10 protein-coding genes are annotated in these 13753 nt (G+C 69.8%); 1 reads left to right on the top strand and 9 read right to left on the bottom strand.

The genetic code is table 11. From position 1 onward, the window contains the following. Positions 1-39: 39 nt before the first annotated feature. The 5 genes from BRESU_RS14770 to BRESU_RS14750 all read right to left on the bottom strand — a co-directional run bounded on the left by BRESU_RS14770 (position 40) and on the right by BRESU_RS14750 (position 9112). Positions 40-1569, bottom strand: coding sequence for a UxaA family hydrolase (locus BRESU_RS14770; protein WP_013270362.1), 1530 nt, complete (start codon positions 1567-1569; stop codon positions 40-42). Between the two features lie 38 nt (positions 1570-1607). After that, positions 1608-4988, bottom strand: a complete 3381-nt coding sequence (locus BRESU_RS14765; protein WP_013270361.1) for an error-prone DNA polymerase — start codon at positions 4986-4988, stop codon at positions 1608-1610. Beyond that, a complete protein-coding gene (locus BRESU_RS14760; RefSeq protein WP_156796181.1) occupies positions 4985-6547 on the bottom strand; it encodes a Y-family DNA polymerase in 1563 nt (520 codons plus the stop codon). Before BRESU_RS14760 ends, BRESU_RS14765 begins: the two co-directional genes overlap by 4 nt. Continuing rightward, positions 6438-7226 carry an ImuA family protein gene (locus BRESU_RS14755; RefSeq protein WP_013270359.1) on the bottom strand — a complete coding sequence of 263 codons (789 nt, stop codon included), beginning with the start codon at positions 7224-7226 and terminating at the stop codon, positions 6438-6440. Before BRESU_RS14755 ends, BRESU_RS14760 begins: the two co-directional genes overlap by 110 nt. Before the next feature lie 89 nt (positions 7227-7315). Next, positions 7316-9112: an IlvD/Edd family dehydratase gene (locus BRESU_RS14750; RefSeq protein WP_013270358.1), complete on the bottom strand. Its 1797-nt coding sequence runs from the start codon at positions 9110-9112 to the stop codon at positions 7316-7318. A gap of 190 nt (positions 9113-9302) precedes the next feature. On the opposite strand from BRESU_RS14750, the gene BRESU_RS14745 reads away from it, so the two are divergent. After that, on the top strand, positions 9303-10058 hold the full coding sequence (locus BRESU_RS14745) for a FadR/GntR family transcriptional regulator (protein WP_013270357.1): 756 nt from the start codon (positions 9303-9305) through the stop codon (positions 10056-10058). Positions 10059-10065: 7 nt separating this feature from the next. On the opposite strand, the gene BRESU_RS14740 is transcribed toward BRESU_RS14745, so the two are convergent. The 4 genes from BRESU_RS14740 to BRESU_RS14725 are packed head-to-tail and all read right to left on the bottom strand — an operon-like array spanning position 10066 to position 13753. Continuing rightward, the gene (locus tag BRESU_RS14740; RefSeq protein WP_013270356.1) at positions 10066-10935 is read right to left on the bottom strand and encodes a rhamnogalacturonan acetylesterase; all 870 of its coding nucleotides are present in this window, start codon (positions 10933-10935) and stop codon (positions 10066-10068) included. 33 nt (positions 10936-10968) lie between these two features. After that, entirely contained in the window at positions 10969-12033 is a 1065-nt protein-coding gene (gene pelA, locus BRESU_RS14735; RefSeq protein ID WP_013270355.1) for a pectate lyase, read from the bottom strand. Next, entirely contained in the window at positions 12030-12902 is an 873-nt protein-coding gene (locus BRESU_RS14730; protein ID WP_013270354.1) for an aldose 1-epimerase, read from the bottom strand. Before BRESU_RS14730 ends, pelA begins: the two co-directional genes overlap by 4 nt. Then, positions 12899-13753, bottom strand: coding sequence for an SMP-30/gluconolactonase/LRE family protein (locus BRESU_RS14725; RefSeq protein ID WP_013270353.1), 855 nt, complete (start codon positions 13751-13753; stop codon positions 12899-12901). Before BRESU_RS14725 ends, BRESU_RS14730 begins: the two co-directional genes overlap by 4 nt.

Genomic DNA, 13753 nt, shown 5'->3' with positions numbered 1-13753 from the left:
GGAGGGCGGAGGCGCAACGGGCAAGCCGCAATTTCGTCATCACATGACGGCGCCGATGCGCCAGGGCTGAATCTCGTCCTCGCCGAAGCCCAGGGCCTCGCTGCGGGAGGGTTCGCCCGAGGCGGTGCGGATCATCAGGTCGAGGATGCGCTCGCCCATCGCCGGGATCGACACGCCCGCCGACAGGATCTCCCCGCAGTCCAGGTCCATGTCGTCGGCCATGCGCCGGTACATGGCCGTGTTGGTGGCCAGCTTCAGGCTGGGGGCGGGCTTGGCCCCGAAGACGGACCCGCGCCCCGTGGTGAAGCAGATCAGATTGGCCCCGCCCGCGATCTGGCCCGTGGCCGAGACCGGGTCGTATCCGGGCGTGTCCATGAACACCAGGCCGGCCTCCGTCACCGGCTCCGCATAGCCGTAGACGGCGCTCAGGGGCGATGCGCCCGCCTTGGCCACCGCGCCCAGCGATTTCTCGAGAATGGTCGTCAGGCCCCCGGCCTTGTTTCCGGCGGAAGGGTTGTTGTCCATGGACCCGCCGGTCGCCGCGACATGGCGCTCCCACCAGGCGATCCGCCCCATCAGCCGCTCCGTCACCGACGGATCGGCGGCGCGGCGCGTCAGCAGATGCTCGGCCCCGTAGATCTCGGGCGTCTCGCTCAGGATCGCGGTGCCGCCCTCGGCGACCAGCCGGTCGACGGCATGCCCCAGGGCCGGATTGGCCGTCACGCCGGAATAGCCGTCCGACCCTCCGCACTGCAGACCGACGACCAGGCCGGACAGCGGCTGGGGCGTGCGGGTCAGGGCATTGGCGGCCTCCGCCATCGCCATCATGCGCGCGATCCCGGCCGCGATCGTCGCCGAGGTGCCGCCCTCGCCCTGGATGGTCATGGCGGACAGGGTGTCGCCGGAGGCCAGGTTCTCGGCGTCCGTCAGACCGGACAGCTGGTTGGTCTCGCACCCCAGGCCCAGCATCAGGACGCCCGCGACATTGGGGTGCCGCGCATAGCCCGCGAGGGTGCGGCGCAGGACATCCATCGCCTCGCCCGAGGACTCCATCGCACAGCCCGAGCCATGGGTGACGGCCACCACGCCGTCGATATTGGGATAGTCGTCGCCCAGCCGCGCCTCGACCTCGCGCGCGATCCTGCGGGCGACCATGGCCGAACAGTTCACCGAGGTGACGACCGCCAGATAGTTGCGCGTGCCGACCCGGCCGTCGGCACGGAGATAGCCCTGAAAGGTCCGCCCGGCTTGCGTTGCCAGCGGGGAAGGCGTCGGGGCGTCGGCCGCGACGCGGGACGTCACGTCGCCCATGCCGAGGTTGTGGACGTGGACCCAGTCGCCCGCTCGCACGGCCGCCGTCGTCGCGCCGATGACCTGACCGTACTTCCGGACCGGGCTGCCGGTGGCGAGGTCGCGCAGCGCCAGCTTGTGTCCGGCCGGGATGGCCTCGCGGACCACGACGCCGTCCAGCACCGTCTCGCCCGTCTCCAGCGCGCGGACGCAGACGGCGACGTCGTCGTCCGGATGCAGGCGAAGGGCGGCGAGAGGCGCAGGCTCGGGCAAGGGCATGAATCACGATACCGCCCCGCGTCCGTCGGGGCGATCCCTCAGTGAAAGTCGCGCGAGGCGGGCAGGACGCGCACGTCGCGCGGATGGCTGCCCGTGGGGTGGCGGGGCGGCTGGGGACGGAGGATTTCGTCGGCGCGCGACAGCTGGATGTCCACCGCGTGATCCTCGGACAGGCGGGCCAGCTCAGGGGACCGGTCGATGACGCGCCGGGCCACGACGTGCACCACCCCTTCCGGGCTTTTCTCCACGACGCCCTCGACCTCCATCAGGCGCGCCCCCATGACCTCACGGCGGTACTGTTCGAACATCCGGGCCCACAGGACGACGTTCGAGACTCCGGTCTCGTCTTCCAGGGTGACGAAGATGGCATTGCCCTTGCCCGGCCGCTGACGCACCAGAACGACGCCCGCGACCCGCACCGTTGATCCGCCGCGTCGGGCCAGGGTCTCGGCGCAGGTCACGACCCGCTCGGCGGCGAAGACGGGACGCAGGATGGCCATGGGGTGGGCCTTCAGCGACAGGCGGAAGGTCTGGTAGTCGGCGGCGACGTGCTCGCCCAGTCGCATCGACGGCAGTTGTGCGTCAGGCTCGACCCCCAGTTCGCGGGCCCCGCGCTCGCGCGCCTCGGCGGCGGCGAACAGGGGCAGGGCGTCGTCGTCGGGCAGGCGCCGCGCCGCCCACAGCGCCTCGCGCCGATCCATCCTCATCGACCGGAAGGCATCGGCATCGGCCAGTTTCCGGATCGCCGCCCCCGGCAGGCCCGCGCGTCGCGCCAGGGTCTCCAGATCGGTGATGGCCGGGTCCCGTGCCGCGACCAGGGCCGTCGCCCAGTCCTCGCGAAAGCCGTCGATCTGGCGAAAGCCCAGACGCAGGGCCAGACGGTCGGCCGGTCCCTCCAGGCCGTTGTTCCAGCCGCTGCAGGCGACGTCGATGGGCCGGGTCTCGACGCCGTGTTCCTGGGCGTCGCGCACGATCTGGGCCGGGGCATAGAAACCCATCGGCTGGCTGTTCAGCAGGGCGCAGGCGAAGGCCGCCGGGTGGTGGCGCTTGATCCAGGACGAGATGTAGACCAGCAGGGCGAAGGACGCGGCGTGGCTCTCGGGAAAGCCGTAGGACCCGAAGCCCTTGATCTGATCGAAGCAGCGCTGGGCGAAGGCCGGGTCGTAGCCCCGCTCGATCATCCGGCCGACCATCCGGTGTTCATAGGTATGCAGGGTGCCGTCGCCCCGGAAGGTGCCCATGGCCTTGCGCAGGCCGTTGGCCTCCCGGTCGGTGAACTCGGCCGCGACCATGGCGACCTTCATCGCCTGTTCCTGGAACAGGGGCACGCCCAGGGTCTTTTCCAGGACGACCTTGAGCTCGTCCGACGGATAGGCCGGGCCCGGCTGTGAATAGTCCGGTTCCTCCAGCCCGCTGCGCCGTCGCAGATAGGGATGGACCATGTCGCCCTGGATCGGCCCGGGCCGGACGATGGCCACCTGGATCACCAGGTCGTAGAGCTTTCGCGGCTTCAGGCGCGGCAACATGTTGATCTGGGCGCGGCTCTCGACCTGGAAGACGCCGATCGAGTCGCCCTGGCACAGCATCTCGTAGACGGCCGGATCGTCCTGGGGGACGGAGGCCAGGTCGTGATCGACGCCGCTGTGTTCGCGCATCAGGTCGAAGGCCTTGCGGATGCAGGTCAGCATGCCGAGTGCCAGCACATCGACCTTCATCAGGCGCAGTTCGTCGATGTCGTCCTTGTCCCATTCGATGAAGGTGCGGTCCGGCATGGCCGCGTTGCCGATGGGCACCATCTCGTCCAGCCGGTCCTGGGTCAGGATGAAGCCGCCGACGTGCTGGGACAGATGCCGCGGATGGTTCAGCAGCCGCATCGCCATGGCCACCGCCCGCGCGATCATGGGGTTGGTCGCGTCCAGCCCGGCCTGTTCGACATGGCGCTCGCTCATTTCCGACCCCCAGCTGCCCCACTGGCTGCCGGCCAGACGCGCGGTGACGTCCTCGGTCAGGCCCAGGACCTTGCCGACCTCGCGGATGGCGCTTTTGGGGCGATAGCGGATCACCGTGGCGGCGATGCCGGCGCGGTGACGCCCATGGCGCTCGTAGATGTGCTGGATGATCTCCTCGCGCCGCTCGTGCTCGAAATCCACGTCGATGTCGGGCGGCTCGTTCCGGTCCTCCGACAGGAAGCGCTCGAACAGGAGGTCGGATTCCATCGGGTTCACCGAGGTGATGCCCAGCACGTAGCAGACTGCGGAGTTGGCGGCCGACCCCCGGCCCTGGCAAAGGATGCCCTTGTCCCGCGCCACCCGCACGATGTCGTAGATGGTCAGGAAATAGGGGGCGAAGGCGGCCTTCTGGATGAAGGCCAGCTCCTTGGTCAGCAGGTCGCTGACTTTCGAGGGCACGCCGTCGGGATAGCAGCGGTTCGCATGCTTCCAGGTCAGGTCCTCCAGCCAGGCCTGGGGCTCCCAGCCCGGCGGGACGGGTTCTTCCGGGTACTGGTAGCGCAGCTGTTCCAGGTCGAACCCGACGCGGGACAGGAAGGCCCCCGTCTGGGCCACCGCCTCGGGCGCGTCGCGGAACAGGCGCGCCATCTCCGCCGGCGACTTCAGGTGCCGCTCGGCATTGGCGTTCAGCAGACGCCCGGCCGCCTCGATGGTCACGCCTTCGCGGATACAGGTCACCACGTCCTGCAGGTCGCGCTGGTCGACGTCGTGATACAGCACGTCGTTGACGGCCAGCAGGGGAAGCCCCGCCTGCTCCGCCAGCGTCTTCAGGCGAGCAAGACGACGGCGGTCGTCGCCGCCCCGCCCCATGACGGCCCCCAGCCAGGTCGATCCGGGAGCCGCCTCTGCGACCTGATCCAGAACGGACGCCAGCCGGTCCAGCCGCCGGTCCGGCATGACGATCAGCAGCAGGTCTTCCGGCGTCGCCAGCAGGTCGCGCAGGCCGATCTCGCACTGGCCCTTGATGGCGCGACGGTTGCCCAGGGTCAGCAGCCGGGTCAGCCGTCCCCACCCGGCGCGGGTCTCGGGATAGGCCAGGATGTCGGGCGTCCCGTCGTTGAAGACCAGGCGCGTGCCGGTCGCCAGTTTGAAGGTCGCGGCGCGGCGCTTGACCTCCTCCGACAGGGCCGGGTCGTTGGCGGGGTCCTCGACATAGGTGACCTCGCCGGGGCCAGAGCCGTCGCGCATCACGTCGGGCGGCGACAGTCCGTCCTCGCGCAGGGCCTTCAGGGCGCTCCAGGCCCGGACGACCCCGGCCACGGTGTTGCGATCCGCCAGACCCAGGCCGGAATGGCCGCGCAGGATCGCCGTCGCCACCAGCTCCTTGGGATGCGACGCGCCCCTGAGGAACGAGAAATTGCTGGCCGTCGCCAGTTCGGCATAGCCGCCGGAGAGATCGAGACGGCTCATGCGAACAGGCCGTGGATGAACCAGCGGGGTTCCGGGGACTGGTCATACAGACCCTGACGGAACAGCCAGAAGCGACGACCCTCGCTGTCCTCGACCCGGTAGTAGTCGCGGGTGCGCTGGTCGGGGGCGCGCCACCATTCGCCGGCGATGCGCTCGGGCCCCTCGGAGCGGACGACCTGGTGCAGCACCCGCCGCCAGCGAAACCGCAGGGGCGAGCCGTCCGGCACCTCGGCCAGGGTCTCGACCGGCTGGGGCGGGTCGAACATCTGCAGCGGGCGCAGCGGCGGATCGTCGGGATCGGGGTCCGGCCATTCGGCCTCCGGCTCGGCCATGCCGGAAGGCAGCAGGCGCGAGGCCCGTTCGGGCATGTGCGATCCGAAGGGCTGGAAGCACAGAACGGCATCCGGCCCCAGCCGCGCCGCCAGCCGGTCGATCAGGTGGCTGACATGCTCGGTGCCGGGACGTTCGCCTTCCATCGAATCCTGGGTCGGGGCGATCGGTTCGGTCCAGGGCACGGCCAGACGCATCTGGTCGAAGCCGAAACCCGGGTCCAGCGGATGGGCCAGCGCCCCCAGACGCTCCCGGAACAGGCGCTGCAGGGCCGCCGGGTCGCGGCTGGGCTGGCCGGTGCGGATGGAGACGCGGCGGACATGGCCGTCCAGCCGATAGAAGAAGACCTCGAAGGCGCGACCGCCCTGACCCCTCTGGTCCAGCTGGTCGACGGCGTCGGCCAGAAGGTCCTGGAACACCCGCTCCACGTCGTCCTGGGTCACGATGGGTTCGACCAGGATGCGATCGACGACACAGGCGGGGACGGGGCGATGCGGGGTGATGCGGACATCCTCGTCGCCCAGGACTCTCGCCAGCCGTGCCGGGAAGTCCGTGCCGAACCGGGCCGCCATCGGGGCGCGGGGCCGGTCGTCCAGATCGGACAGGCGTTTCAGCCCCGCGCGGCGCAGGGCGCGTTCGTCGGGTTCGGCCAGTTCCAGCGCGGCGACCGACAGGCGTCGGACGGCCGTGCGGGTCTCCGGTCCGGCGAAGAGACCGCCGGGACCGAACCGCGCCAGCGCCCGCGCCGACTGGGGCGTGTCGGCCAACGCCCACCGCAGGCTCAGCCCGCCCCCCGTGGCGCGCCGCTGCGCCGACCGGATCAGGCCGGCCTCATCCCCGAACAGATGGGCGCAGCCGGTGATGTCCAGCATCAGGCCGTGGGGCGGGTCCAGGGCGATCAGGGGCGTGAACCGTCCGAAGTCCTTCAGCACCCGCCGCAGCAGGGTGGCGTCGGCCTCGGGGTCGTCGGCCACGGTGCGCAGGTCGGGCGTGCGCGCCCGCGCATCGGCCAGGGTCATGCCGGGCGACAGGCCCAGCCGGGCCGCGGCCGGGTCGACCGCCGCGAGCCGCAGCGCGCCCTTGATCTTCTCGACCACGACGACGGGTCGGGGATCGGGGTCAGGCGACGCGGCGTTCGCCCGTTCTCCACGGCGCAGGCGCTCGCTCGGCAGCCACGGGAACCACAGCGCCAGATAGCGGCGACCGCTCGAGGAAGGCGCGGCGTTCACGGTCCCACTCCATGATCCACGTGCGGGGTTCGACCCCACCGCGGTGACGCAGCAGGGTCGCGGAAAAAGACGGTCTGCCCGGCGCTCCCGCTTCGAGGGGGGTAGAGGGGCTGGCCCCCACCGACCACCGGGTCAGGGCCGCGCTGGGGGCCGGGACCGCGCCCGCGCGCGCCAGGAACAGGGTCGCCGTTCCCGCCTGCGCGGCCAGGGACAGGCGACGGCTGGCGGTCAGGGTCATGGCCTTGGCCTCGCCCCAGGCGCTCAGCAGCACCGCGCCGACCGCCGGACTGCGCAGGGCCTCCTCGCCCACGGCCAGCAGGGTCTGGATGTCGTTCGCGCGGACCAGAAGGACGTCCCTGGGGCGGATCCCCATCTCGTGCAGACCCGGTCCGTGGGGCGTGCCGGTCTCGGTCTCGACCAGCCGGTGAATGGCCCAGACGATCGGCCGCCCGCCGGCCGCCTTCACGGCCAGGCCCAGCCCAAAGGCGTTCAGCGCCACGGCATCGGCGGGCGTGTCGGCATAGAGGTCGTGAACGGCGCGGGGTTCGAGCCGGTCCAGCAGGTCATGGTCACCGGAAGACCGGGCTGCACGGACGCGTGCGGGCCGTGACCGGTCGAGTCTGGCCAACCCGGCTCTCAAGGCGACCAGCCGCTGTTCCTTTTCCTCGATGTTCCTCATTTGTTCTATATGCCACCCGACGGGCCGGGGGAGTCAAGCGGCATATGGACCGGGCGATCCCGCGGGGGTGGACGGTTCGCGATCGGCGATCAGTGGTTGTCGCGGGGATTGCCGAAGCGGTCGATGATGCGATGATATTTGATCGCCGGCTCCAGCACGGCCCCGGTGCCCAGCTGTCCCACCGCGCCACGCTGCATTTCCTGCCAGGGCGTCTGCGACGGCGGGATCTGGAAGCCGCCGGCCGCCTCCAGCGCCGCGCGGCGCTCGGACAGGTCCGCATCGGAAATCAGCACATCGACCCGGCAGGTGTTCAGGTCCACTCGGACGGGGTCGCCCGTTCGCAGCAGGGCCAGGTTCCCGCCCGCCGCCGCCTCGGGCGAGGCGTTCAGGATGGAGGGCGAACCGGAGGTCCCCGACTGCCGGCCGTCGCCGATACAGGCCAGGGCGTGGACGCCCTCGCGGATCAGATGGGCGGGCGGACGCATGTTCACGACCTCGGCCGCGCCCGGATAGCCGATCGGACCGGCCCCGCGCATGAACAGGATGCTGCGCTCGGTGATGCCGGTGGTCGGGTCGTCGATGCGGTGGTGGTAATCCTCCGGCCCGTCGAAGACGACGGCCGGGCCTTCGAACGCGTTGGGGTCGGCGGGATTGGACAGGTAGCGTTCCCGGAACTCCGCGGCGATGACGCTGGTCTTCATGATCGCGCTGTCGAACAGGTTGCCGCCGAGAACCAGGAAGCCGGCGTCCTCGACCAGCGGCTCCTCCATGGTCCGGATCACGTCGGGCAGCTGGATCTCCGCGTCCCGGCAGTTGTCGCCGATCGTCCTGCCGTTGACGGTCATGGCCTCTTCCCGGATCAGACCCCGGCGCATCAGCTGCCGGACCACGGCGGGCACGCCGCCGGCCTGATGGAAGTCCTCGCCGAGATAGGTGCCGGCGGGCTGGAGATTGACCAGCAGGGGCACCGCATGGCCCTGGGTCTGCCAGGCTTCGATGGGCAGTTCGACGCCCGAATGGCGGGCGAGGGCGGTGATGTGGACCGGCGCATTGGTCGAGCCGCCGATGGCGGAGTTGACCACGATGGCGTTGTGGAAGGCATCGGCGGTCAGGATGTCGGAGGGCTTCAGGTCCTCGCGGACCATGTCCACGATCCGCCTGCCGGTCTGGTAGGCGATCTGCGGCCGTTCGCGGTAGGGGGCCGGGATGGCGGCCGATCCGGGCAGCGACATGCCCAGGGCCTCGGCCAAGCTATTCATGGTCGAGGCCGTCCCCATGGTGTTGCAGTACCCCACGGACGGGGCCGAGGTGGCAACCAGATCGATGAAACCCTCATAGTCCAGTTCGCCTGCGGCCATCATCTCGCGGGCCTTCCAGATGATGGTGCCAGACCCGATGCGCTCGCCCTTCAGCCAGCCGTTCAGCATCGGTCCGACCGACAGGGCGATGGCGGGGATGTCGACAGTCGCGGCGGCCATCAGGCAGGCGGGGGTGGTCTTGTCGCAGCCGATGGTCAGGACCACGCCGTCAAGGGGATAGCCGTACAGCAGCTCGACCAGACCCATGTAGGCGAGGTTGCGATCGAGGCCCGCCGTCGGCCGTTTGCCGGTCTCCTGGATCGGATGCACCGGGAACTCCATGGCGATGCCGCCCGCCTCGCGGATGCCTTCGCGGACCCGCTTTGCCAGCTCGATGTGGTGGCGGTTGCAGGGCGCCAGGTCCGACCCGGTCTGGGCGATGCCGATGATCGGCTTGCCCGAGCGGAGCTCCTCCAGCGTCAGGCCGTAGTTCAGATAGCGCTCCAGATAGAGGGCGGTCATGTCCGGGTTCGCGGGATTGTCGAACCAGGCGCGGGACCGCAGGGGCTTGCGGGGCGCGGCGGTCATGGTTCGCATCCGTCGAGTGACACGCATCTGGAAGCAGGGTGGTCAGTCACGAGAGGCACCGGCACAAAACCTTGGTCATTGGATCATATCATCATACAAATGATCCCAGCCCTGTGGCCATGATTTTTGAGCGGTCTCCCTCCACGCCTCCCGCTTTGCGGACGTGCGGGGAGCGTATAAAGCGGATTCCATGACGGCTGCGTCCTCTCTCACGAGCCTTTCGGCCAGCGGTCGCGGGTCAGGCCAGACCGTTTCCAGCCACGATCAGATCGTCCGCTCGCTGGGACAGGACATCCTGGCCGGCCGCATCGCGCCGGGAGACAAGCTGCCGGGCGAAGCCGATCTGCTGAGGCGGTTCGGGGTGTCGAGGACGGCGCTGCGCGAGGCGCTGAAGACACTGTCGGCGAAGGGCTTCCTGGTCGTGAAGACCCGGGTCGGGACCAAGGTTACCGAACCCCTGCGCTGGAACCTGTTCGACAGCGAAGTGCTGGCCTGGCAGGTCGCCAACGGGATGGATGCGCAGTTTCGCCGGCATCTGGCCGAGGTCCGGCGCGCGCTGGAGCCGGCGGCGGCGGCGCTGGCGGCGGAGCATCGCAGTGCCGAGGACCTCGACGGGATGCGGGCGGCGATCGCGGCCATGCGGCACGAGCAGACGTCGGAATATGCCTTCGCCCGGGCGGATCTCGACCTTCACCTGCGCATCGCCGTGGCGTCGAAGAATCCGATGATGCGCTCCCTCGCCAGTGTGATCGAGACCGCTCTGCTGGAAGCCTTCACCCTCAGCCCCCCGACCCGTAGCGAAGCGCTTCATCGCGAGACCGTCGATCTGCACGAGCGGATCGTGGACCGTATCGAGGCGTCGGACGCGGTCGGGGCGGCCAGCGCCATGCTCGCTGTCATCGACGCGGGCTACCGGCGCGTGGAAGCCGAACAGGACGCCGGCTGACGGGTCGTCAGGGTACCAGTCCGCGCCGCAGTTCGGGCACGGCGATCATCAGGTCCCGCGTCACAAGAGCGGCGAAGAAGTCGGCACCGCTGCGGCCCAGGTGTGTGTAGTCGAACGAGACACGCGCCTGTCCGAGCGGCTCGACGGCGGCGTTGACCTGCACCTGGGTCAGAGGCGGCATGGGTGTCCCCGCAGCCGGGACGGGCGGAACGGGGTTTGCCTCGATGGTCGTGCCCGTCAGCATGGCGGCCGCGACCTGGGGCGACGGCGCGGCCTGTGCGAAGCGTGCGGCCAGGGTCGGCCCCAGGGCCTGGACCGCCGCGACGCTCGATGCATTCAGGTCGACAAGGGGCGTGTTGGTCTCCGCTGCCACGGTGCGGGCCGCAGCCGCCCATGGTTCAAGATCGTTCTGAAGCTGTCCTTCGACGAATTGGCGCCGGGTGAGGGGGGTGACAAGCACGGGGATCGCGCCCCGCGCGCACGTCTCGGCAACGTAGCGGCGCAGGTTGGCGGGGAACTCGGTAGCGAGATCGGTGGACCGGCCCGGCTTGCCCGGTTGATCGTTGTGACCGAACTGGATCAGGACATAGGTCGCCACGAACCCCGGCGTGGACATTTCGGCCAGGGCGAGATCCCAGGATCCTTCGGCGAGATAGCTGCCGCTGCTGCGCCCGCCGCGCGCCAGGTTCACGCAGGCCACGAACGAAGTGACGTGATCGGCGCAGAAGCTGGGGCCCCAGCCGCCGATGACCGCCGTGGTGGAGTCGCCCACCAGAATGATTTTGGACGCCGCGACGGGGCGTGGGGCCTCGGCTGTTTGTGCTGGCGGCGGTGCGGAAAGCTGCAGGAGCAGGGCAGCGGCGACGAACGCGATCATGGGCTGGCCTCGAAGATGGTGCGGGATTGAGGATCAGGACAGGCCGACGCGGCGTCGCCAGGCCGGATAGTCGTCGCGCAGCAAGGCGGCGGGCCGGTCGCCGTAGTAGCGGTAGCCCATGCGGCGCTCCCGTTCGATCTGCGACAGCGCGTCGTGCACGACGCTGTCCCGACCCAGGAAGATCGGGCGGTTCGTTTCGAGGTCATAGAACCGCGCCCATAGCGGCGGGGCCTCGGGATCGGCGACCACCTGCAGATCCGGCTGTCCGTCCGGGGCGGTGATCGGCTGAAGGCGAATGCCCCGAACGGCGTTGGCTTCGAACCAGCGCACGGCCCCCTCCACGGCGGCGATGACCTCGGGCGACGGGTCGGGGATCGACATCAGGAAGCGCGTGATGCCGACGCTTTCATTGCCCGACAGGGACGGCGGTTCGAAGGCGCGGGCCCAGGCGGGCTCCAGCGTGCGCTCGTCATGCTGGGCGCACCAGACGGTCAGGACGCCGTTCTGACGGACCTGGGTGGCGAGCATGGACTGGATGCCCTTTTCCACCGCAGCGCCCGCGCGGGCGCGGCGGTCCGCGTCGACGAAACGATAGGAGCCGGATCCCTCCGCGATCTCCCGCAACAGGACCATGATCCGCACCATGGCGTCGTCGTTGTAGGTGATCTGGGAATAGTAGCCGGGGCGAAGCGGATAGAACTGGGGCCAGCCCCCGCTCGGGGACTGGGCAGCGAGCGTGTAGTCGAGGCCCCGGTCGAAGGCGGCGCGATTGGCGGGCCGCTCTCCGGCCGCGATCACCCGCGCCAGGAAGGCCATCGGCAGGGTGGTGCCGTCGTTGTCGAAGGTGTTCTTCGACCGTTCATCGACGGGCGCGACGTCGGGCGGCACGGCCAGCGAAGTGTTCTTGGGCCATCCGCCTTCGGGTGACTGGTGCGCGACGACGCTGTCGGCCATGGCCCGGGCCTCGGCCGAGGCATACCAGGCGGGGGCCTGTCGGGTGATGCCGTCGTTCCATTCGGGCGTCGACTGGGCCAGGACCGGCGAAGCCAGCATCGCGGTCAGGGCGACCGCGATGAGCAACCCGCGGCGAGCGATCATGAGGCGTCTCCATCAAAGGCGGCGTCGATGCGCATCGACATGGACAGGGTCTGGCCCGGCGTCAGGACCACGAGGCCGGCCTCTTCGTCGGCGGGCGCATTGGGGGCGTCCGGCCGATGGGTGACGGGCTCGACGCAGACGAAACCGGTGTCATTCGGCGCGTAGATCTGGAGCCAGGATGCGTTGACGGAGGCCGTCACGCGCACAGTGTGGTCGGCGTGGGCCAGTCGGGCCTGCCCCGACCAGTCGGCATAGGCATTGTCCACGAACGGCGCCGACGCCACGACGACCCCCTGCGACCAGTCCGTGATACGGGCGGCGGGGACCAGTCGCTCGGGAATCTGATCGGCGCCATTGGCCCAGACCCATGCGGCCGCGGCCGTGAGCGCCGTCTCAGGTCCGATGGCGAAATAGGGATGCAGGCCGAGGCCCGCGGGCATCGGCAGACGATCCGCATTGGTAACCGCCAGCGTCATCTCCAGCCCGTGGGCGTCCAGGCGAAGACCGTGCGCAGCGGTCCAGGCCCAGGGCCAGTCGGGGCTGGGCTCGGCCGTCAGCCCCAGGTCGACGAAATCCGTGCCGCTTCGCTGGACGTTCCACGCCCTGAGCCATCCGACGCCATGCAGGGCGTGGGGCTCGAAGCCCGGGGTTGGCGGCAGGGCGACGTCCCGTCCGTCGAAGCGGAACGCGCCGCGATCGATGCGGTTGGCATAGGGAACCAGTGGAAAGCTGCCGGTCTCCAGCGGGCCTCGGGCCGTCTCCGGCGCGGGCCGCAGGATGTCGTGGCCTCGCCAGGTCAATTGCGTGATGGCCGCCCCGATGTCCGGCCGGATCGAAGCCGTCCAGTCGCCGTGTGCCAGTCGGATCAAAGCCGTACCCGATGCTGGGGCAGCCCCGGGGTTTCGACGCGGACGCGGAACAGACCCCCCAGTGACGGCTGGTCCCCGCGCTTGTCCGCGTTGCTCAGCCAGGCGGTGGTGCAATAGAGATCGCGCAGGTCGTCGCCTCCGAACGCGGCCTTGGTGACGGTCTGGACGGGAAACCGGATCGTGCCGATCCGCTCGCCGTTGGGGGCAAATCGCGCCACGCCCCATCCATTGAACAGGCCGACGTGCAGGACCCCCTCAGAGTCGACGCTGGGACCGTCGGCGAAGCCGTCGGTCGTCTCCGCGAACAGCCGCTTCTTCGTCAGCACGCCGTCGGAATGATCGAAGGCGAAGATGCGTCGCGTCGTCGTGTCGTGGTGATAGAGGGTTCGTCCGTCCGGGCTCATCGCCGGGCCGTTGGTGACGCGGTAACCGTCGTCGTGACGCACGATCTCGCCGTTGTGGAAGCGATAGAGGGCCCCCGAAACCGTGTCTTCGCTGTCGTCCATCGACCCGAACCACAATGAGCCATCGACGGCCACGAAGCCGTCGTTCAGACGGTTCTGGGGTCTGTCCTGTTCAACCGCCACGATCAGGTCGAAGCGACCGCTGTCCGGGTCGAACCGGTGCAGACCGCCCCGGACGCCGCAGACCAGCGATCCGTCCTCGGCGGGCAGGGCGAAGCCGGTCTGATCCGGCGTGTCCCAGGACGTCTTCGCCCCGTCATCCACGCCGTAGCGATGGAGCTTGCGTCCCTTGATGTCGACGAACCAGACGGCGCGGCGCGCGGCGTCCCAGACCGGGCCTTCGCCCAGTTCGGCCCCCACGTTCCAGACCAGTTCCGGTTCCGACAT

The organism is Brevundimonas subvibrioides ATCC 15264 (assembly GCF_000144605.1).
In the GTDB taxonomy this organism is placed as follows: domain Bacteria; phylum Pseudomonadota; class Alphaproteobacteria; order Caulobacterales; family Caulobacteraceae; genus Brevundimonas; species Brevundimonas subvibrioides.
This window is presented reverse-complemented; position numbering and strand designations above follow the sequence as displayed.

Excerpts from the sequence above, each read along its gene's own strand:
- BRESU_RS14770 (WP_013270362.1), bottom strand. The coding sequence starts at position 1,569 with ATGCCCTTGCCCGAGCCTGCGCCTCTCGCCGCCCTTCGCCTGCATCCG.
- BRESU_RS14765 (WP_013270361.1), bottom strand. The coding sequence starts at position 4,988 with ATGAGCCGTCTCGATCTCTCCGGCGGCTATGCCGAACTGGCGACGGCC.
- BRESU_RS14755 (WP_013270359.1), bottom strand. The coding sequence starts at position 7,226 with ATGAGGAACATCGAGGAAAAGGAACAGCGGCTGGTCGCCTTGAGAGCC.
- BRESU_RS14750 (WP_013270358.1), bottom strand. The coding sequence starts at position 9,112 with ATGACCGCCGCGCCCCGCAAGCCCCTGCGGTCCCGCGCCTGGTTCGAC.
- BRESU_RS14745 (WP_013270357.1), top strand. The coding sequence starts at position 9,303 with ATGACGGCTGCGTCCTCTCTCACGAGCCTTTCGGCCAGCGGTCGCGGG.
- BRESU_RS14740 (WP_013270356.1), bottom strand. The coding sequence starts at position 10,935 with ATGATCGCGTTCGTCGCCGCTGCCCTGCTCCTGCAGCTTTCCGCACCG.
- pelA (WP_013270355.1), bottom strand. The coding sequence starts at position 12,033 with ATGATCGCTCGCCGCGGGTTGCTCATCGCGGTCGCCCTGACCGCGATG.
- BRESU_RS14725 (WP_013270353.1), bottom strand. The coding sequence starts at position 13,753 with ATGTCGGAACCGGAACTGGTCTGGAACGTGGGGGCCGAACTGGGCGAA.